This is a genomic window from Paenarthrobacter sp. PPS72 (genome assembly GCF_048537125.1).
Lineage (GTDB): Bacteria > Actinomycetota > Actinomycetes > Actinomycetales > Micrococcaceae > Arthrobacter > Arthrobacter nitroguajacolicus_E.
In genome coordinates, this window is record NZ_JBLYIE010000026.1 from 74,865 (window position 1) to 95,242 (window position 20,378).

General features: G+C 63.6%; 17 protein-coding genes. 9 read left to right on the forward strand and 8 right to left on the reverse strand.

Going from position 1 to position 20,378, the window contains the following annotated elements:
• From ACLRGI_RS13625 to ACLRGI_RS13655, 7 genes are all read left to right on the forward strand, one after another.
• Positions 1-987 (forward strand): ROK family protein, encoded by a 987-nt coding sequence (locus ACLRGI_RS13625; RefSeq protein ID WP_419202204.1) that lies wholly within the window; start codon positions 1-3, stop codon positions 985-987.
• A 14-nt stretch (positions 988-1,001) separates the two neighbouring features.
• Positions 1,002-1,688, forward strand: coding sequence for an N-acetylmannosamine-6-phosphate 2-epimerase (locus ACLRGI_RS13630; protein WP_419202176.1), 687 nt, complete (start codon positions 1,002-1,004; stop codon positions 1,686-1,688).
• Between the two features lie 168 nt (positions 1,689-1,856).
• Positions 1,857-3,314: a dihydrolipoyl dehydrogenase family protein gene (locus tag ACLRGI_RS13635; protein ID WP_419202177.1), complete on the forward strand. Its 1,458-nt coding sequence runs from the start codon at positions 1,857-1,859 to the stop codon at positions 3,312-3,314.
• Positions 3,315-3,385: 71 nt separating this feature from the next.
• The gene (locus tag ACLRGI_RS13640) at positions 3,386-4,204 is read left to right on the forward strand and encodes a P-loop NTPase family protein (protein WP_419202178.1); all 819 of its coding nucleotides are present in this window, start codon (positions 3,386-3,388) and stop codon (positions 4,202-4,204) included.
• Complete coding sequence (locus ACLRGI_RS13645) at positions 4,201-6,237, forward strand: YhgE/Pip family protein (protein ID WP_419202179.1); 2,037 nt, start codon at positions 4,201-4,203, stop codon at positions 6,235-6,237. Before ACLRGI_RS13640 ends, ACLRGI_RS13645 begins: the two co-directional genes overlap by 4 nt.
• On the forward strand, positions 6,234-6,881 hold the full coding sequence (locus tag ACLRGI_RS13650) for a TetR/AcrR family transcriptional regulator (protein WP_419202180.1): 648 nt from the start codon (positions 6,234-6,236) through the stop codon (positions 6,879-6,881). Before ACLRGI_RS13645 ends, ACLRGI_RS13650 begins: the two co-directional genes overlap by 4 nt.
• Before the next feature lie 143 nt (positions 6,882-7,024).
• Positions 7,025-7,603 carry a hypothetical protein gene (locus tag ACLRGI_RS13655; RefSeq protein WP_419202181.1) on the forward strand — a complete coding sequence of 193 codons (579 nt, stop codon included), beginning with the start codon at positions 7,025-7,027 and terminating at the stop codon, positions 7,601-7,603.
• 159 nt (positions 7,604-7,762) lie between these two features.
• On the opposite strand, the gene ACLRGI_RS13660 is transcribed toward ACLRGI_RS13655, so the two are convergent.
• From ACLRGI_RS13660 to ACLRGI_RS13685, 6 genes are read right to left on the reverse strand one after another with little or no spacing between them, the layout of a single operon-like run.
• Positions 7,763-9,181 carry an NAD(P)/FAD-dependent oxidoreductase gene (locus tag ACLRGI_RS13660; protein ID WP_419202182.1) on the reverse strand — a complete coding sequence of 473 codons (1,419 nt, stop codon included), beginning with the start codon at positions 9,179-9,181 and terminating at the stop codon, positions 7,763-7,765.
• Between the two features lie 40 nt (positions 9,182-9,221).
• A complete protein-coding gene (locus ACLRGI_RS13665; RefSeq protein ID WP_419202183.1) occupies positions 9,222-10,844 on the reverse strand; it encodes a dipeptide ABC transporter ATP-binding protein in 1,623 nt (540 codons plus the stop codon).
• Complete coding sequence (locus ACLRGI_RS13670) at positions 10,841-11,698, reverse strand: ABC transporter permease (protein ID WP_419202184.1); 858 nt, start codon at positions 11,696-11,698, stop codon at positions 10,841-10,843. The genes ACLRGI_RS13665 and ACLRGI_RS13670 overlap by 4 nt, the downstream gene beginning before the upstream one ends.
• Entirely contained in the window at positions 11,695-12,717 is a 1,023-nt protein-coding gene (locus ACLRGI_RS13675) for an ABC transporter permease (protein WP_419202185.1), read from the reverse strand. Before ACLRGI_RS13675 ends, ACLRGI_RS13670 begins: the two co-directional genes overlap by 4 nt.
• A 1-nt stretch (position 12,718) precedes the next feature.
• A complete protein-coding gene (locus tag ACLRGI_RS13680) occupies positions 12,719-14,416 on the reverse strand; it encodes an ABC transporter substrate-binding protein (RefSeq protein WP_419202186.1) in 1,698 nt (565 codons plus the stop codon).
• Positions 14,413-16,128, reverse strand: a complete 1,716-nt coding sequence (locus ACLRGI_RS13685) for an amidohydrolase (RefSeq protein ID WP_419202187.1) — start codon at positions 16,126-16,128, stop codon at positions 14,413-14,415. Before ACLRGI_RS13685 ends, ACLRGI_RS13680 begins: the two co-directional genes overlap by 4 nt.
• Positions 16,129-16,306: 178 nt before the next feature.
• Between ACLRGI_RS13685 and ACLRGI_RS13690 the strand changes: the two genes are divergently transcribed.
• The gene (locus ACLRGI_RS13690) at positions 16,307-16,984 is read left to right on the forward strand and encodes a TetR/AcrR family transcriptional regulator (RefSeq protein WP_419202188.1); all 678 of its coding nucleotides are present in this window, start codon (positions 16,307-16,309) and stop codon (positions 16,982-16,984) included.
• A 114-nt stretch (positions 16,985-17,098) separates the two neighbouring features.
• Positions 17,099-18,577 (forward strand): gamma-aminobutyraldehyde dehydrogenase, encoded by a 1,479-nt coding sequence (locus ACLRGI_RS13695; protein ID WP_419202189.1) that lies wholly within the window; start codon positions 17,099-17,101, stop codon positions 18,575-18,577.
• Positions 18,578-18,771: 194 nt separating this feature from the next.
• On the opposite strand, the gene ACLRGI_RS13700 is transcribed toward ACLRGI_RS13695, so the two are convergent.
• Positions 18,772-19,296: a SixA phosphatase family protein gene (locus ACLRGI_RS13700; protein ID WP_419202190.1), complete on the reverse strand. Its 525-nt coding sequence runs from the start codon at positions 19,294-19,296 to the stop codon at positions 18,772-18,774.
• Between the two features lie 211 nt (positions 19,297-19,507).
• Positions 19,508-20,368: a winged helix-turn-helix domain-containing protein gene (locus ACLRGI_RS13705; protein WP_419202191.1), complete on the reverse strand. Its 861-nt coding sequence runs from the start codon at positions 20,366-20,368 to the stop codon at positions 19,508-19,510.
• Between the last annotated feature and the right edge of the window lie 10 nt (positions 20,369-20,378).

Here is a 20,378-nt window from a genome sequence, read left to right on the forward strand (position 1 = left end):
ATAAACCACGTGATCGGCGTTGACCTCGGCGGCACCAAAACTGCCGCCGGGGTTGTTGCCCCTTCCGGCGAAGTGCTGATGTTGAAGACCATTCCCACCTTGAACCGGGCCGGCGGCGAAGCCATCCTCGACGCGACCGCTGCGCTGATCGCAGGCTTGGCGGAGCGCGCTGCCGACGCTGGAATGTCGGTTTCCGGCGTCGGTATCGGCTCCGCCGGGGTTATTGACGCTTCTTCCGGGGCTGTTGTATCTGCGACCGACGCGATTCATGGCTGGGCCGGGACTTCCCTCATTGCCGGGTTGTGTTCCCGTCTTTCGCTCGCTGCCCCGGCGGTGCGGGCCGTGCGCGCCGTCAACGACGTCCACGCCCATGCCCTCGGCGAAGCGTGGCTGGGCGCTGCCGCTGGTTCGTCAAGTTCGCTCATGGTGGCTTTCGGAACTGGTGTTGGCGGGAGCTTTGTCCTGGACGGCGCACCTGTTTTGGGCCACCGTTTTGTAGGCGGGCACGTGGGTCATTTTGCCTCGCCTTACGCCACGTCTGATGGCACACCGCTGCCGTGCGTGTGCGATGGTTCCGGGCACGTTGAGGCGATCTCTTCGGGGCCCGCGGTTTATGAGTCGTTTTTGCGCTTCGGAGGATTTGCCTTGGATGCGGCGGATACCCGGGGCGTCTTTGCGCTGGCTGCTGCGGAAGCGCACGACGACGGTGCTGCCGCAGCTTCTGCGAACAGCCGCGCCGCCGCTTTGAGTGCTATCGCAGTTGGCGCTTCCGCAGCCGGGCAGGCCGTGGGCGGGCTCATCAACATCCTTGACCCTGAAACGGTGGTGATCTCCGGTGGGCTGGCCGACGCCGGTGATCTCTGGTGGAAACCCATGGAGTTTGCCTTGCGCCAGGAACTGCTGGCACCACTGGTTTCGGTTCCGGTGGTTAGGGCGACCCTGGGCAACACCGCCGCCATTGTCGGCGCCGCAAAACTCGTTCTTTAAGTAAGGGAGACCCCATGATTCTCACCCCGGAAGGCCTTGAGGCCCTCCGTTCCCAACTGATCGTCTCCTGCCAGGCATACCCCGGCGAGCCCATGCGCGATCCGCGAACCACCGCTCAAGTAGCCGCATCGGCAGTCATCGGCGGCGCTGCGGCGATCCGTGTCCAAGGGTTGGCCGACGTGCAGTTCACGCGTGCCGCCGTCGAGGTTCCTGTCATTGGTCTCTGGAAGGACGGTCACGACGGCGTCTTCATCACCCCGACTCTTCGCCATGCCCTTGCCGTGGCGAACGCCGGCGCGCATATTGTGGCGATCGACGGAACGCGTCGGGAACGGCCGGACGGGCTTTCCCTGGCCGGGACCATTGCCGGAATTCACGCGGAATCCCATGCGTTGGTCATGGCTGATTGCGGCTCATTCGACGACGCAGTTGCCGCAGTGGAGGCCGGCGCTGACCTGATCGGCAATACTCTGTCCGGCTACACCGGCGAGCGCCCCAAGACTGACGGCCCGGACTTGGAGCTGTTGGAGCAGATCGCTTCCGTGGACTTGGGCAAGCCGGTGATCGCAGAAGGCCGGATCCATACCCCGTCCCACGCCCGGCAAGCCTTGGACGCCGGTGCCTTTGCCGTGGTGGTCGGCACCGCGATCACGCATCCGGCAAGCATCACGGGTTGGTTCAAAGGTGCGATGCACGCGTAGGCCTGCGTTGCGGGGCCTGCTCTGCGCCCCAAAACCCACGCCAAGCGCGCAAACCGGGCCTCACAACGAAAGGGCCTGCGTTGCGGGGCCTGCTCTGCGCGCCAAAACCCACGCCAAGCGCGCAAACCGGGCCTCACAACGCTCAGGGAGCGGGCGTAGGCTTTCCCCATGACTGCCGAGAGCTCCCGGGAATTCGATGTAATCGTGATCGGCGCGGGCGCCGTCGGGGAAAACGTGGCGGACCGGGTGGTCCGCGGCGGCTTGACGGCGGTGATTGTCGAGAGCGAATTGGTAGGGGGCGAGTGCTCTTACTGGGCGTGCATCCCGTCCAAGGCACTGCTCCGGCCAGGGAACGTACTCCACGCCGCCCAAGTGGTCCCCGGGGCGAAAGAGGCAATCACCGGAACCATAGATGCAGAGGCCGCGCTGAAGCATCGGGACTGGTTCACCAATAATTGGCAGGACGGCAGCCAGGTTGAATGGCTGGACAGCGCCGGCATTGAGTTGATCCGCGGGCGGGGACGTATTACAGGTCCTCGCGAGGTCCAGGTGGATGGGCTCGACGGCAACAGCTACGCGCTCAAAGCCCATCATGCAGTGGTGATCGCGACAGGTTCAACTCCCACCATCCCGGATATTGACGGCCTGAAAGACGTACCCTTCTGGACAACCCGCGGCGCCACGGCAGCCAAGGAAGTGCCGAAGCGTTTCGTGGTGCTCGGCGGCGGCGTGGCGGGCGTGGAGATGGCCCAGGCATTTGCCCGCCTCGGCTCGGACGTCACGTTGATTGCCCGCGGCCGTTTGCTGAGCAGCTACCCGGAGGAAGCCGCCAACCTGGTGCTGGCCGGGCTTCGCGCCGACGGCGTCACTGTCCACGTCCACACTGATGTGGAGAAAACGGAGAAGAACGACGACGGCTCAGTGACAGTTACGTTCGAGGGCAAGTCGCTTTCGGCGGACAAACTACTGGTGGCCTCGGGACGACATCCCGCTCTGGCCAATCTGGGGCTGGAAAATGTAGGCGTGGAAGCACAGGACGGCAAACCCCTCCGACTCACCACCGAAGCCAGCGGCCTGGTGGAAGGCCCAGCCAGTGATGGAACCAGCGGATTGTGGCTTTACGCTGCCGGGGACGCCGCCGGCAAGGTCCTCCTCACCCATCAGGGCAAATACGAGGCCCGCGCTACGGGTGATGCGATCGTCGCCCGGGCCAACGGCAAGCTCAAAGGGGCGCCCCAACCGTGGAGCCCTTGGGCGCATACCGCCAACGATCATGCTGTTCCGAGCGTGGTGTTCACCGATCCCGAGGTTGCCTCAGTTGGCCCCAGCCTGGAGCAGGCGCTGCTTCAGGGTAAGAATGTCACCGGCGTGGAACTCCCCATCAACGTCTCGGGCTCCCAACTTCACTCCCCTGACTACAAGGGCTGGGCGCAAATCGTGGTGGACGAAGACCGGAAGGTCATCCTTGGTGCCACGTTCGTGGGCCCGGGAGTGGCGGAGTTACTCCACTCAGCAACAATCGCGATAGTGGGCGAAGTCCCGCTGGACCGCCTCTGGCACGCAGTTCCGTCCTATCCCACCATCAGCGAAGTATGGCTGAGGCTTCTGGAGAAGTACGGACTCTAAATCTCTATTTGAACTGACTGGTCAGTTTAGTTAGACTTTCAGCAGACACCATTTCTGCGAAAGGCTTCATTGTGCTGTCCGTACAGCAACTCCAGATCAACGGCCGCCGGGACGATCTCCTTCCGGCAACGTCACTCCAAGTCCGCCGCGGCGAACTCCTGCTCGTCGCAGGAGAGGGCCAGGATCAGCGGACCGCTTTGGCGCTGGCTTTGAGCGGTCGCATGAAGCCAAGCAACGGCGTCCTCAGCTGGGACACCACCACCAAGACCAAGAAGATCCGCCTCGTCAGCGCCTTGGTGGACTCCCCCGGCGTCAATGAACCCGAGCAGCACCTCAGCGTCCGCGATCTGGTCACCGAGGACCTCTCCCTCATCCCCCGCCGTTACCGCGGCGCGCTGCTGAGCAAGCCGTGGCTGAAGGTCAACAGCTTCGAAGACATTGCGGGCCTCTGGATAGAACAGATTCCCGCGGCCCGGCGGCTGGAGCTTCTGACCGCGCTCGCCCTGGCAGATCCAGCTACAGACCTCCTGGTGGTCGACTCCCCGGACCGCCATAGTGCCGATCCGGCAGCGTGGCTGCCCCGACTTGAAGCATTGGCGTCCGACGCCGGGCGGCCGCTTGCCGTCGTCGCCGTCGTGGGTGCCCTTCCGGGGAATTGGACCGGTGCCGCTGCGGTGATCGGCAACTCCGTCTCGCACCCGCCTGAACCCGGAACGGAACCCGCCCCCGCACTGGTCAAACCGGCCCAAACCGCAGCGGCCCAACCAGAGCCGGCCACCGTCGTCGAGCCCAAAGCCAAGCACGCTGCCCATGCGGCGCCTACAACACCCGCAGCCAGCACAGCAGCGGCCCAACCTGAATCCGAAAACCTTCAAAGGACTGCAAAGTGACTGTTCTGCGGCTGGCCCGCTCCGAACTCAAGCGCATGACCGGCGGGCTCCTGCCCAAGCTGACCATCCTCGCCCTGACCATGGTTCCGCTGCTCTACGGCGCCGTGTACCTCTATGCGAACTGGGATCCGTATGGCAACCTGAACCAGATCGACGCCGCACTGGTGGTGGAAGATACCGGAGCCACGTCATCGGATGGCACCGAACTTCAGGCCGGCAGGAAAGTAGCCGACAGCCTGGTCGAGGGCCATGTCTTCAACTGGAAACAGGTCTCCAGCGCCGAGGATGCCGATGCTGGTGTCCGTACGGGTGAGTACGCCTTTGCGCTGCGCATCCCCAAGGATTTCTCCGCCAATTTGGTCTCGCCCGGCAGCTTCGACGCCGCTAACCAGGCCATGCTGCACGTCACCACCAACGATGCCAACAACTACCTCCTGAGCACCATCGTGGACAAACTCACCACCGCGGTTCACTCCACAGTGGCAAAGGAGGTGGGCGAGGAAACAGCCAACCAGCTCCTCACCGGTTTCGGCACCATCCACGCGTCCATCGTGAAGGCTGCCGATGGCGCCTCCGAGCTGGCCACGGGCGTCGGCAAACTCAGCGACGGCGCCGCAACACTGCACGGCGGCACTACCGAACTGGCCACTGGCGCCGACCAACTCGTGGCCGGGCAGACCCAATTGCGGGATGGCGCCGTGCAGCTGAACACAGGTGCCGGCCAGCTAAGTTCAGGCCTGACCGAGCTCAAAAACAGAACCGCTACCCTTCCGGCCGATTCGCAGAAACTAGCCGACGGCGCGGCGCAAGTAGCCGCCGGAAACGCGGAGCTGAACGCGAAAGTCCAGGACGTCGTCGGGCAACTCGAAGCGGCAGACAAGGGCCTCCGCAACCGCGTGGTGGAATCGAACGCGCGGCTGGTGACTGCCGGCGTCCTGACGCAGGAGCAGGCCGATAAGGTCCTGGCGGACTTTGACGCTGCCGCAGCGTCGAGCCCTGTAACGGACGCGAAGTCCAAGATCGCCGGCGATGCCGCCAAAATCCAACAACTCTCCGACGGTTCAGCCGCCGTGAGCGACGGAGCATCCAAGCTCGCCGCTGCGACACCAGCCCTGACCGACGCGATCTCCCAGGCAGCGGACGGCGCCGGACAGCTGAACGCGGGCGCCTCAACGTTGGCCGCCGGGCAGCAGACCGCCCTGGACGGTACAGCCAAGCTCGACGACGGCGCCCACCAGCTGGACGACGGCGCCGGACAGCTTGCCAGTGGCGGGGTGACAGCTTTCAACGGCGCGCAGACCTTGGCCTCCGAGCTCGCCAAGGGCGCGGGAGAAATCCCCAACCCGAACGACGAGCAGAAGAACAGCGTGTCCAAGGTGATCGCGGATCCTGTCGCCGTGGACAACGTCTCCCAAGCCAAGGCAGGCTCCTACGGTGCCGGCTTGGCGCCCTTCTTCCTGACCCTCGCACTGTGGATCGGTGTATTCATGCTGGTCCAGGCCATGCGACCCATCACCCAACGGGCCCTGGCGTCGAACGCCCCCGCCTGGAAAATCGCCGTCGGAGGCTGGCTGCCGTTTTTCGTTGTCTCGGTGCTGCAGGCCACCATCCTCACCCTCGTGGTGAATCTGGGCCTCGGCTTGAACCCCGCGCACCCCATCGGGATGTGGCTCTTCATGCTGGCAGCGGTGATGGCGTTCAGCGCGATCATCCAAGGGATCGTGGCGCTCATGGGAACACCCGGAAAGTTCGTGGTGCTGATCCTGCTGGTCCTGCAGCTGGTGTCCTCGGGCGGAACGTTCCCATGGCAGACCACGCCCATGCCGCTCCATGTTGTACACCAAGTCTTGCCCATGGGGTATGTGGTCACCGGCATGCGGCACCTGATCTACGGCGGTGAGCTCAGCATGATCTGGCCCACGGTACTGGGGCTGCTTGGATACACTTTGCTGGGAGCGGCACTGTCAACGCTCGCCGTCCGCAAGCACAAGATGTGGACCCTCAAGACGCTGAAGCCGGAGATCGCAGTATGAGCACCACCGAGCCGGCCCCTTCCACTGCCGGCACGTCCGGTCCTGCGGAGAAGAAACTCCGCCCGGGCCGCACCAACGCCACCAAGCAGCGCCTGTTCGAGGCCTCCATGGAGTTGATCGGCGAGCGCGGCGCTGCGGGGGTGACCGTGGACGAAATCGCGGCCGCCGCCGGAGTGTCCAAAGGGACCGTGTACTACAACTTCGGCAGCAAGTCCGACCTCATAGCGCAGCTTTTGCGGCACGGTGTGGACATCATGCTGGTCCGGCTGCAGGACGTCCGCGGCCAGGCCAACGATCCCTTGGAATCCATGAATAACATGGTGGGGCAGGCCATGGAGTTCATGGACGACTATCCATCCTTCGCCCGCCTGTGGGTCAGCGAAAACTGGCGCACTCCGGGCGAGTGGGGCGCGGTGTTCGCCGAGCTCCGCGCTGAACTCCTGGCCGTGATCGGCTCTGCAGTGGAGGGCGTCGCATCGGACTACAAGGTTGATGAGAGTATTGCCCGCGGATCCTTGGAGGCGGCGATTTTTGGTGCCATCTTCGTGGTGGGCCTCGACCGGCAAACCTACAATCCGGAACGCACCCGCGAGCAAAGCGTCGCGGCCGTCATGACCATCATGCACGGGTACGTCATCAAGTAAGCTCGCCCGCCCGTTGTGAGGCCCGCTCTGCGCGTCTTCGCTCGCTTTCGGGGCGCACAGCAGGCCTCACAACGGTATCCAACTGCAATGTACGACGGCGTGGCGCGGCCACGTGGTCGGCGATGATTAACCTCATGCGTCACATGGGGAACAGCGGGAAGCTTGCGGTGGTGGCCGCGTTCGTCTCGCTTGGGCTGCTGGTGCTGGCCGCGGTGGTGCTGGAGGAACTGGTGTTGTACCTGTTCCTGGGTTCCGTGCTGATCTGCTACCTCGCATCGCTCGTGCAGGTCTTCAACCGGCGGCGCTACTTCGTGGTCCTCCTTGGCGCAGCGGGGACCAGCGTATTCATCGGCTGCAGCATCGCCTTCCTTCGGATGTGGGGCATCGCGTTCAACCAGGATGCCAACGCCTTGGGCAGTGCAGTGAGCACCCTGGACTCCGACATCTACTTCTACCTCGCGGCCATGGCAGGAGTGGGGACACTTGGTGTGCTTTTCCTCGGTGCGGTGGTGCCATCTTTTGGTTCGCGCGCTGTTGTCCCTGCAAAGCGGCCGGCTCCAACCGCCAAGCGGACCCCGCCACCACGCAAACCCGTGACCCGCAAGCCCGCCCCACGCACAAGTACGCCCACCAAACGCCCCGCGCCCCGGACGCCATCCACGGCAGCCAAGCGTCCGACGTCGAGCGCTTCCACCCAGCGCAAGCCGGCCCCCAAGCGTTGACGCTTCCAACCACCCTCCGTTGCGAGGCCCGCTCTGCGCCATAACGCGACACGCAGACGCGCACAGCAGGCCCCACAAGCAAACCCCTCCGTTGCGAGGCCCGCTCTGCGCCCTAACGCGACACGCAGACGCGCACAGCAGGCCCCACAACGAAGGAGGTCAGGAGTCGAAGCCCAGCCCCACGGCGTCGAGCGCTTTGAGGATCAGGTTCCGTTTCCCTTGGTTGTGATCGGCCCGGTCCATGGACCATCGCGTCAGGTTGATGCCCAGGGAAGCCAGCGGCTCGGGCGGGAAGGGCAGTGGCCGTTTCCGTACCATCTCCACCCGGGTGCGCTCGGTGTCCAGGCCGGCCAGAAGATCCAGGAGGACGTCTGCGGCAAAAGCAGTGGCACCCACTCCGAGTCCGGTGAATCCTGCAGCGTAGGCCACCCGTCCCTTCCGGGCAGTGCCGAAGAAGGCGCAGAACTGCGTGCTTGAATCGATGGGTCCGGCCCACTTGTGGGTGAACTTGAGGCCTTCAAGCTGTGGGAACGTGGTGAAGAAGTGGGAGGCGATTTTCTCCCACGTGGCAGGTTGGTGCTCGTGCCGCTGGTCCACGCGCCGGCCCCAGAAGTAGAGGGCGTCGTACCCGCCAAAGAGAATTCTGTGGTCCTTGGTGATGCGGTAGTAGTGGAACTGGTTGGCCACATCGCCGATCCCCTGGCGTTTCCCCCAGCCGATGGATTCCAATTGCTCCGGGGAAAGGGGCGCGGTCATGAGCGCGTAGTCGTACACCGGCACTGTCATGAGCTGGTTCCGTTTGAGCAGGGACGGAAACACGTTGGTACCAAGCACCACGTGCCCGGCCTCCACGTTTCCCCGTTCCGTCACAACCGTGACGCCGTCCTCGTGGTCCTTCAGTTCGCGCACGCGCGTGCCCTCATGGATCACCACGCCGAGCTCCGTTGCCACCCGCGCCAGCTCGAGTCCCAGTTTGTACGGGTGGACCATCGCCACGGAGTCTTTGTGCCAGCGGCCGGCCAAATAGGTGGGCGAGTTGACCTCCGCCCTCACGGCTTCCTGGTCCAGGAAGACGCTGCCGGGGCTGTCATCCTCCTGGAGCCAGGCCACCTGATGGGGTTCCACAGCGACGTTGAGCTCACCGGTGCGCTCCCAATCGCAGTCCATGCCGTACTTCTCAATGGCTTCCTGCATGCGATCCAGGTTTTCCATGCCTAACCGGTCCAGGGTGGCCAATTCCTCCGGCCAGCGGTTCCTGCCGTTTTCGTGGCCGTGCGTCAGGCTGGCCTCGCAGAAGCCGCCATTGCGACCGGAAGCTGCCCAGGCCACACGCTCCCCTTCCAGCAGGATCACTGTCCGGCCGGGGTCGCGTTCCTTGGCGCGCAGTGCGGTCCACAATCCGGTATAGCCGCCTCCAACGATCACCAGATCCGCGGCAGCGTCGCCGTCAAGTTGTGGGTAGCGTGCGGCTGAGTCCTTGAGGTCGTCGATCCAGAACGCCCGGTGGGCCGCGCCTTCCAAGGCACGGGACACGACGGCGGCCTGCGGGACATTCCGTTCGAAAACGGTGGTATTCACGGGAAATTCTCCTGTTTCAATGGGTGGTATCTGAGCGCGGTCAGGCAGTGACCGGCTCGGCGTCCCACAAGGGCCGGGGACGGGAGGCGATGAGGTTCCGCGTGTAGTCGTCACCGGGGTCCTCAAGGATTCGAGACGTTGGCCCCTGCTCCACGATCCGTCCCTGATGCATCACCAGGAGCTCGGAGCAAAGACGCGAGACCACAGCCAGGTCGTGGGTAACGAACAAGATGGTCAGTCCGAGCTGGTCCCGCAGTTCCTCCACGAGCTCCAGAACCTGGGCTTGGACAGAGACGTCCAAGGCGCTGGTGGCCTCGTCCAACACGAGAAGGCGCGGGCGGGCAGCAAGCGCCTTGGCCAAGGCAACGCGTTGCCTCTGCCCACCCGATAGCGCCCGAGGCCGGGCATCGAAACGCTCCGGCCCGATTCCCACGCGCCCCAGCAGATCGCGGGCGCTGTCCTTGGCTTCCTTGCGGCCTTGTTTCCGGTGAAGGCGGAAAACGTCGGCCACAGCATTTCCTACGGGGATACGCGGGTCCAAAGACAGATAGGGATCCTGGAACACAATCTGGACATCCTTGGCCAGGACTTTCCGTTCGGAAGCTTTCAGGGCCCGATGAGGCCGGGGGACGTCCCTCAATGTGAGTTCACCGGATGTAGCGGTTTCCAGCGCAACCACCAGCCGGGCCAGGGTGGACTTTCCTGAACCGGACTCACCCACGATGCCCAAGGACCCGCCCTCCGGCAGGCTGAAATGGGCGTCGTCCAAGGCGGTGATGATTTCACCGCGCGGCAGTTGATAGGTTTTGCTGAGCCCCGAAACCTTCAGCAGGGCGGACCCTGCCGGTTCAAGCCCGGGAGCCGCCAGCACAGCAGAGCCGGCATCCACCTCGATGACAGGCGTCGCCTCCACCAGCTGCCGGGTGTAGTCCTGCTGTGGCGTGAGGAAAACAGTCCGGGTTTGCCCGTGTTCCACCACTTCGCCGCGTCGAAGTACGTAGACACGTTCACACAGGCTGGCGGCGAGATTGAGGTCGTGCGTAATGAAAAGCATGCCCATTCCGCGCGACTGCTGCTCCTCGCGGAGGAGCCGCACAATCCCCGCCTGTGTAGTGACATCCAGGGCGGTGGTGGGCTCGTCGCAGAGCAACAGGTCCGGTGAGTTCAGGAGGGCAGCTGCGATCATGACCCTTTGGAGCATGCCGCCTGAGAGTTGATGCGGGTGCTGGTCCATGAGTTCTTTGGCTCGCCGAAGACCCACCTGCTCCAGTTGCGTGACAGCGCGTTCAGTAGCCTCGGCCCGGGACAGGCCATCAAGCCTCACCAGGGTTTCGGTGAGGAAGTCCCCCACAGTACGGACGGGGTTGATGCCCGCCCTGGGGTCCTGGAAGATCATGGAAGCGTGTCTCCGCCGCAGCTCCATGAGACGTTCCTTGCTGGCCGTCAGGGTGTCGAGGCCTTGAACCGACACGAGGCCGGAGGACTGCGAGCCGCCAGGAAACAGCCCCAGTGCGGCCCGGGTAGTCAGCGACTTGCCTGAGCCGGACTCCCCCACCAAGGCGACCGCTTCGCCGTCGTTCACGTGCAGGGAGACGTTGTCCAGCAGCGGTGGCCTGTCCGGAAAACCGAGCGTAAAGTTTTCGATCTGCAACAGCTGGCTCATGAAAGTTTTCCTCCGATGCGGTCTGACAATTCCTCGCCGATGACGTTGACGGCCACCACCACCAGCACCACTACCAGGGCGGGCCAGAAAGCGGGCAGGACGTAGCCTCCCAGCAGCGCGCCGCGGGATTCCTCGATCATGGCGCCCCAGTCGCTGGTGGGCGGCTGGACCCCGAGTCCGATGAAGGAGAGCGCCGCGAGGTCGGCCAGTACATAACCGAAATTCAGTGTTGATTGAGCGCCAACGGTCGGAATCAGGTTGGGCAGAACCCGTCCCAGTACCACCCAGGGCGTTCGGAATCCGAGCACCCGGTACGCCTGCACATACGGCCTGCCACGCTCAGCCACCACCAGGGACTGCGCCAACCGGGCGACGTACGGAACGTACGCGATGGTCATGGCCAGGATGGGCGCGAAGAGCCCCTTACCGAACAGGGCGATGGCGAGCATGGCCATGAGCAATGCGGGAAAAGCAAAGAGGAGATCGAAAAGGCGTCCCAAAACCTTGCCCGGCCAGCCCTCGGACCAGCCCGCGACCAAGCCAAGGAGCAGACCCAGGACCGTGGATCCGATCACCACGATGGTGGGGCCCAGCAGTGACGTCCGTCCGCCGTGCATGAGCCGGCTAAGGAGATCACGGCCAAGCGAGTCAGTCCCCAGCAGGTGCTGTCCGCTGGGGCCGGCCAGTACGTTGTTGAGGTCCACATAGTCGGGGTCGTAAGGCGCCAGCACCGGGGCGAACAGTGAGAGAAGTACGACGACGGCGGCAACGGCGAGCGCGCCCCACGCCATGGGCGACAGGAGGCTGCCGTAACGGCGAAGGCCGGCCTGTGGCAGCTGGATGGCTAAAGTCATCGGGACTCCGTTCCGGCCGCGATACGCGGGTCGATGAGGGGTTGGACGAGGTCCACGACGGTGTTGACCAGCACGAAAGCTGCCACCACCACCATGACGATCGCTTGGACAACACCGAAGTCGAGCCTGTCGATGGATTGCACCAGGAGTTGTCCGATGCCGGAGAGGCCGAAGGTCCTCTCGATGATGGCGCTGGAGACCAGGAGGCCTGCCACCAGCACGCCGCTCACGGTCAGGATGGGACCCAGGGCGTTGCGCAGGACGTGGCGTGCCACCACTGATCCGCGGGTGAGGCCACGACTGGTGGCCACCTCCACGTGTTCGCGGAGCAATTGCTCGTTCATGGAGGAACGGGTCACCCTGGCCACCATGGCGATGTAGGTGATGCCCAAGGCGAGTGCCGGAAGGGTGAGGTGCCAGATCCGGTCCCAACCGCCGTCGCCGCTTCCAAAGGAGGGGAACCAGCCCAAGCCAACGGAGAAAAGGGCCACCAAGGCGATCGCTGCCACGAACGGCGGCACTGCGCCCGCTGCGGTGAGGGTGATGAGGATGAAGCGGTCACCGAAGCCCTTGTTCAGGCTGGCCACAATGCCGGCGAACAACCCCAGGACAGTAATGAAAACCGCGGCGAGCGCCACCAGTTGAAGCGTGGTGGGCAACCGTCCGAGCAAGACGTCGGAGACGTCCTGGCGGTAGGTCAGCGAACGGCCCCAGTCCCCTTGGACAATGCCGCCGAGCCACTTCAGGTACTGTTCCCAAGCCGGCTTATCCAAGCCGAACTGCCGGGTGATCTCTTCGAGTGCTTCAGGCTTGGGGCTGCGTCCCCTCAGCAGGAAGCGGGCGGGATCGCCGGGAACAAGGAAACGCGAGAAGAACACGGCCAGGGAGGCAACAAACAATGTCAGTACCAGGGCCAGCAGCTTCTTCACGATGTATACCGCCGGACGGACTGCCCTGCGTTTGTCCCGCTTGCGGGTGGGAGCGCCAGGCGTGGACTGGATCTGGTTGATGGCGGTCATGTCAGCGACCTCCTATCTGGGCTGCCCACGGGAAGTACATGTAATTGATGGAGGGGTCCGCCCCGGTGATGCGCTTGCCCAGCCACATGGACGTGACGGTCTCATAGAGCGGCCCCCACACCACTTGGTCGCTGGCCAGTTTGGCGGCTTGCCCCGTGAGTTTGCCCCGGGCGTCGGGGTCCTGGATTCCGTAGGCGGAGTTCACCAGATCATCGAATTCCTGGTTACTCCAGCCGCCGTAGTTGCTGAAATCGCCGGTGCGCAGCACGCTGTACATTTCCAGGGGCTCGGTGCTGGAGAGGTACCAGGAGGTCACCAGGAGGTCCACGTTCTTGCGTGCCTCGGGGTCTGAGAACAGGGTGGTGTATTTGTCGTTGGACATGGTTTGGATTTCCGGGTCCAGGCCAATCTCCTTGGCAGCGGATGCGATGGCCCGCGCCGAGATGTCGAAAGCTGCGTTCAGCGAGGCAGTGGCGAAAACGAACTTGCTGCCCTCGGCTCCTGCTTCCTTGATGAGCTTTTTGGCTTCCTCCAGGTCATACGGTGTGGACAGGAGGCCCTCAAAAGCCTCGTCAGCAGTTTGCGACGATACGTCCTTCCACACACTCTTGGTGGCCAGCGCATCCGTCTTCTTCGCATAGCCCTGTTCGGCTGCCTTGATCAACGCTTCACGGTTAATGGCCATCATCAATGCCTGGCGGACCCGGACGTCCTGGAACGTACCGGCCAGATTGGTGAAGACCATGCTCTGCACTGAGGTGTCCTCGCCGAAGTACAGGTCCCCGGCATCCTTATTGGCTTTCAGGATGTCCATGGCATTGGAAGGAATCGCGAAGCCGCCATCGATTTCGCCGGTTTGGAAGGCATTGATGCGGGACGTGGCATCGGGCAGCATCTTGAAAGTGACCTGGCCTGACTTGGCTTTGAGCTCCGGGTCCCAGTAGTCGTCGAAGCGTTTGAGGGTGATGCTTTCGCCGGCTTCCCACTGTTCGAATTGGAAGGGGCCCGTGCAGTTCACCCCGGTGCTGGAGTTTCCATAGTCCTTGCCCGCCGCTTCCAAAGTCTTGGCAGATTCGACCACGCCCGTGGCTCCCACCAAGGAACTGTTGAACACGTAGTCCGGCCGGGTGGTAGTCACCGTGACCTCGAAGTCGCCGGTCTTCTCGATGGATTCCACGTTTTGGTAGGCGGAGGCCCAGAAGGAACCCACTTCGGGGTCCAGGTGGCGGCTCAAGGAGGCCACAACATCGTCAGCTGTCATTTCAGTGCCGTCGTGGAACTTCACGCCCTGCCGGATGGTGTAAATCCATGTCAGCGGATCCGGGTTCTCCACTCCCGTGGCCAGGCCAGGCGACGTGGAGAGGTCAGCGTTCCACCGGAACAGCGACTCACACACATTGGAAAGGACAGTGTTGTCCGGGTAGTCGAAGGCGTACGCATAGTCCAGGGAGAACGGCTCGGCGTACATGGCCCAGTTGAAGTTATCGATCTCCCGGGTAGGTGCCGGGCTCGTGTCGGACAAGGTGAACTTGGCTCCGCCCGCGGCGTCAGTCACGCCGGTGGGCCGAACACCGCAGCCGCCCAGGACCAGGCCGGCCACGACGGCGGCGATGCCAACCGCGGTGATGCGCGACGGCGTCGTCCGCTGTTTGAGGCGCACGGCACCTTTTGCAGGTGGCGGTGCTGTTTGCGGCCTCATGGCATCACCGGGACGGGCTGGAGGTGGTTGTCCCGGGCGATTTGGTTGTCCCGTGTGGGCGCGCGGTGGTAGACGCACTCGCCCCCAATCCACGTCTGCGTCACCACCGCCCGGTGCAGTTCCTCCGCCGGGAGGTCGAAGACGTTGAGGTCCAGGACGGCGAAGTCGGCCAGTTTCCCCGGTTCCAACGTTCCGGTTTCCTTGTCCAGGTGGTTGATCCAGGCGGAGCCGTGAGTGTAGGCATCGAGGATCTGCTTGAGGCTGAGCTTCTGCGATTCACGGCCGAGTGGGGGCAGCTCCTCCCCCGGCGCTACCCTATTCACCGCAACGTGAATGGCCGCTATCGGGTCGGCGGTGGAGACAGGCCAGTCGCTCCCGGCCACCACGCGCGCATTCGCGGAAGCAAGTTCGCCAAACGGGTAGTGCCTGTCCTCGGCGGCCGGTTCAAGGAACGGAAGGGTCAGGGTGTCCATCTGTTCCTCATGGCAGGCCCAGAGAGCCTGCACGTTGGCCGCAGCCTTCAGCTCGGGAAAACGGGGAATATCTTCGCTGCGGACCACTTGAAGGTGCGCCAGGTGGTGACGGTTGTCGTTGCTCCCGTTGCTTTCCCGCGCTGCTTCCAACGCGTCCAAGGCATCCGTCACCGCCCGGTCGCCGAGGGCATGGAAGTGAACCTGCATCCCTGCAGCATCAATCGCGGTGACGAATTCCTTGAGCTCATCGGGCTCGAAGAATTCGATGCCGCGGTTGTCAGTGTGGTGGCCGTGGTGATCCAGGTAGACGTGGTGCATGGCTGCTGTGTAATTCTCTGCCACACCGTCCACCATCACCTTCACTGTGTTGGCGTTGAGCTGATGGTGGTCGAAGGAATCTGCCACACGCCGGCGCCTCTCCGTGATCAGATCCAGCTGGGCCATGCCGGCCGTCCTGTCCCACCATTGGCATGCTGTGACGCGGACTTTCAGGTCTCCTGCCTTCGCCGCGTCCATATAGACGTCCAAGTGGTCGGCGTGTCCACCCTCCGGGATGGGAACCCAGGCGTCCTGCCACGCGGTGATTCCCTGCGACAACAGCAATTTTTGGGAAGCGAGCAGGCCTTGGTACGCCAAGCCGTACGGAACGGCGGGCTTGACGGCGTTGAAGAGATCCATGGCCCCTTCATGAACTGTGCCGGCGGGCGTCCCGTCCTCTTCGCGTTCCAGCCGTCCGCCCTCGGGATCTGGTGTTTCCGCGCTGATGCCCGCCGCCTCGAAGGCGGCAGTGTTGGCCCACGCACCGTGGTGGTCCCTGTTGACGAGGTACACGGGCCGGCCCGGCACTACGGCGTCCAACAGTTGCCGTGCAGGAGTACCTCCCGGGAAGAAGTCCATGGACCATCCAGCGCCGAGGATCCAGGGTTCATCGGGATTTTCAGCTGCGTAGCGGGCTATAGTTGCCACGGCTTCTTCTGCGTTGGTGGCCTCCGTCAGCTCGCACTGAAGTAATTCGATCCCGGCGAAGATGGGGTGGATGTGGGCATCCTGGAAACCAGGCACTACCAGTTGCCCCTGCAGGTCTACCCTGCGGGTGCCCGGCGTGAGCCTTGCCTTGAGGTGGTCGGGTTTTCCGACCCCGATGATGCGCCCTGCGGCTATAGCCAGGTCTGCCCGGATGGGTCCGGCGTCATTGCCGGTGTAAACCCATCCGTTCTCCAACAAAATCTCTGCGTGCACGGTGGAGTCCTTTCGTGGGGAATTCAACTCTGCGAGACACACTATGAGCCGGATCACATTAAAGTCAACAGTGTTGACATCAATGCTGACAAAGACTTTGACTGGTCTTGGAAAGGAGGACCCCATGAATCATGTAGGTTGATAATCAACCCGGGATCGCATGGAAGGCGGACAACTGATGGCGCAGCCAGCACAGTCGGCGGACCGCCGCACACGCCTTGATCCGGCCACCATCATTGACGCGGTCCTGCGTATATCCCGTCAGGAACTCGGCGAACGGCTGACCGTCCGCCGGTTGGGACAGGAACTCGAGGTGGACGCCACCGCCGTCTACCGGCATTTCCGGAACCGCGACGCGATTGTCAGGGCAGCACTGGACCAGTTGTTCATGACGTCCGTTGAACGCACGCTGGCCACAGCACGAGACCGCGACTGGCGTGCCCGACTGGAGGCGTATCTCGACGAACTCCTCAAAGCCTTTATGCAGCACCCTTCACTAGGCAGTGAGTCGTTCGCCACGGACACCTACGGCCCCGGTGAGTTGAAAGCAATCGAGTTCGTCCTGCAGTGCCTCAGCGACGCCGGGCTGGAAGAGGACCGCGTGGTGCACTACTACGCGGCCCTGGAAAGCTACACCCTCGCGCTCGGCGCCGGCATTGCGGTTGAGATCCAACGGCTCCCGGACTCCGAGGGCCATGATCCCTGGCTTAACCCCCGGGTATTCACACGCATCACCGGCCGGCCACTCCTTGAAAAACACCACGCCGCACTGCAAAACCTTGACTCACTCAAGGCCTTCCATGCCGGCCTCGCGGCCATCCTGGACAGCGCCGAACGCGAAAGCACGCAAGCCTGACCGCCTGCTTGGCCAGTAACGCAACCCCCCTTCCCCGCACGACGCCACCATCCGGCGTCGTCCATTCAGCACTGCCCGGACAGCGACGCCCGGCAGGGAAAGCACGGCACCAATATGCACCAGTTCATCAACGGAAAACTGCTCCCTGGAACCTCGGGCGCCAGCCTCGATGTCATCAATCCGGCCACCGCGGAGGTGGTGGAAACGGTGGCGCTCGCTTCACTGGCAGACCTTGACGCCGCCATAGCAGCTGCCCGCGGCGCCTTCCCGGCATGGTCCCGCACCGTCCCGGGTGAACGCGCAGGGATCCTGCAAAAATTCGCCCGCATCGTCGAGGACCACGCGGAGGAATTCGCCCGGGTTGAGAGTTCACAGACGGGTAAACCGCTTCGCTTGACGCGTGAATTCGACGTCCCCGGCACCATCGACAACATCGACTTCTTTGCGGGCGCCTCACGACACCTCGAGGGCAAGGCCACAGCGGAGTACTCTCCCCAGCACACCTCGTCCATCCGGCGGGAGGCGATTGGCGTAGTGGGGTCCATCGCGCCGTGGAACTACCCTCTGCAAATGGCCGCGTGGAAAATCCTTCCCGCTATTGCCGCCGGCAACACCATCGTTCTCAAGCCCGCCGAGATCACTCCGCTGACGTCCTTGATGTTTGCGCAGGCGCTCACTGACGCCGGACTGCCCGACGGCGTGGTGAACGTGGTGGTGGGCGACGGCGCCACAGTTGGCGCAGCACTCATGCGGCACCCCGATGTGGACATGGTCTCTTTCACGGGCTCCACCGCGGTTGGCCGCACGGTTCTGGAGGCGGCCGCCGTTAACGCGAAACGCGTGCACCTCGAATTGGGCGGCAAGGCACCCTTCGTGGTGTTCGACGACGCCACCCTGGACGCTGCCGTTCATGGCGCCGTGGCCGGTTCGCTGATCAACACGGGCCAGGATTGCACTGCCGCCACCCGGGCTATCGTTCACCGGAGCGTGTACGAGGAATTCGTCGCCAAGGTGGCCGCCCGCTTTGATGGGATCGTTCTGGGCGCGCCCGGGGATACTGACGCGGACCTCGGCCCCCTGGTTTCCTTCAAGCAGCGCGACCACGTAGCGGGAATGGTGGACCGCGCCCGCAGCTACAGCAAGGTGGTGGCAGGCGGCTACGTTCCAACGGATGAGGGCCTGCAGGACGGGGCCTTCTACCGCCCCACGCTGGTGGTCGACGCTGCGCCGGACTCGGAAATCGTTAAGGACGAGGTGTTCGGCCCGGTCCTTGTGGTCCTACCCTTTGATACTGACGACGAAGCCATCCAGCTCGCCAACGACACCGTCTACGGGCTGGCTGCTTCGGCTTGGACGAACAATCTCCAGCGTGCCTTGCGGGCTACCCGCGAGATCAAGGCCGGCTGCGTGTGGGTCAACGATCACGTCCCGATCATTTCCGAGATGCCCCACGGAGGCTTCAAGCAATCCGGCTTTGGCAAGGACATGTCCGCCTACTCCTTTGAGGAGTACACCCAGGTCAAGCATGTGATGGTCGAGCTGGAGGGCGTCATCGAGAAGGACTGGCACCGGACCATCTTCAGCCTGCGCTGATCCTCTTTTCCTTGAATGGACTGAGTTGCGGGGTCCGCTCTGCGCGCTTGCGGGGTTTCTAGAGACGCAGAGCGGGCCTCACAACGGGAGTTTGCGGCCGGATTTTGCGGCCGACGCCAAGTACTGCGATGTTCGAGATCCGTTGCATGTGCATGCCGCAGCTGGCTTACGGGGATCCCGGTAACTCTTAGTAGCTATTTGCGGGGAACTGTGAAGTGAGTCAGCCTGGCATCCTGGCCATCGAGTTCAGCCCACGACTTGTCCGTTTCCATTACCGTCAACGCACTCGTTGGGTAACGGTTAGCAGCATCCATGTAGGCGTCGTGGTCCGAGTCCCGGGAAGCCAAGTGCATGGCGAGATCCTGCACTCCGGGCATGTGCGAGATGACCATCAACGTGGTTACCGTGTCCGGAACGTGGTTGATGACCGTCAACATACGGTTGGCCGAAGCAGAGTACAAACCATCCTCCAGCTTGGGCGTCGGCGCTTTGTCTCCCAACTCATCGCACACCCAAGTACAGGTCTGCCGGGTGCGAAGCGCTGAGGAACACAGAATGAAGTCGGGCACCACACCGTGGTTGAGCAACCACTTCCCGGCCAACGGAGCCTCACGGTGCCCACGCTCCTCCAGGGGGCGTTCATGATCAGGCACACCCATGGGCCAATCAGCCTTGGCGTGCCGCATGATCACCAGGCGCTTAATGTGATGGTCACTCATAACCCAACCCTATCCGCCGCCGGCCCCCGGGGCTTCCTGACCTTCTTTGAGGCCAGAACAGCTGTTTCGCAACCCGAGGGGGTTGCTCAAGAGATGTCGGCAGCTCAAAGAGGGTCACGACCCCACCGGGGCACCCCGCCAGCGCCGTTGTTGCAGGGCGAACGCGAAAGCGCCCGCCCTTACAGGACGAGCGCTTTCGGCTGCGTGTTACTTAGATGGAGTATTCCGGAGCGGCCCAGACGATGACCTCGGGGTGCTCGTAGAAGCGGTAGCCCTGGCCACGGACCGTGCGGACGGTGTTTGCGAGGCGACCCAGCTTGGAACGGAGGCGGCGGATGTGGACGTCGATGGTGCGCTCGTTGGGTACCTCTTCGGCGTTGCGCCACAGGCCCTCAAGGAGTTCGTCGCGGCCCACGGTGCGGGTGCCATTCTCGACGAGGTAGTTGAGGAGCTCGAATTCCTTGAATGTCAGGTTCAGCGATTCGCCGTCGAGGTGCACTTCGCGGCGGGCGAGGTCGATCAACACGCCGGACGGGCGGGATTCCTGCTGGGGCGCCGGACGGACAGCCTCGGTGCGCTGGCGCTGTGCAACCGTGGGGTCGCCGAAGGTGGAACGCACGACGTCGAGTGCGGACCCGGGTGCCCCGGCGGGGGCAACTGCGACGGCGGCGTAGCTCTCGGCGCCGGTCACGAGCGACTGGGCGTATGCCCGGATTTCCTGGGCAAGCTTTGCAATGGAGGTACCGGCGGCAGCTGCGGTTTCTTCGTCAATGCCCATGTAAAGGACGAATCCGCGGGCCACATTGTCGTTGGCAACGGGGCGGAGCTTGTCCGACTGGGCAATCACAGGGGTGGGGGCCGTCATGGGGGCCGGCTCTGCTGTGGGGACTGCGCGCAGCTGGCCGTAGGAGTTGGGGTTGTAGCCCTGCGGCACATATCCAGGCTGACCGGCGCCTTGCGGAGCCGGAGAGTAGCCGGGACGGTTGCCGAAGCCGGGCCGAAGCCCCGCGTTTGACGCGGCCTTGTTGGCGTTACGGACGGAGATGTGGACGTATCCAGATGCAACTGACATGGAGTGCTTA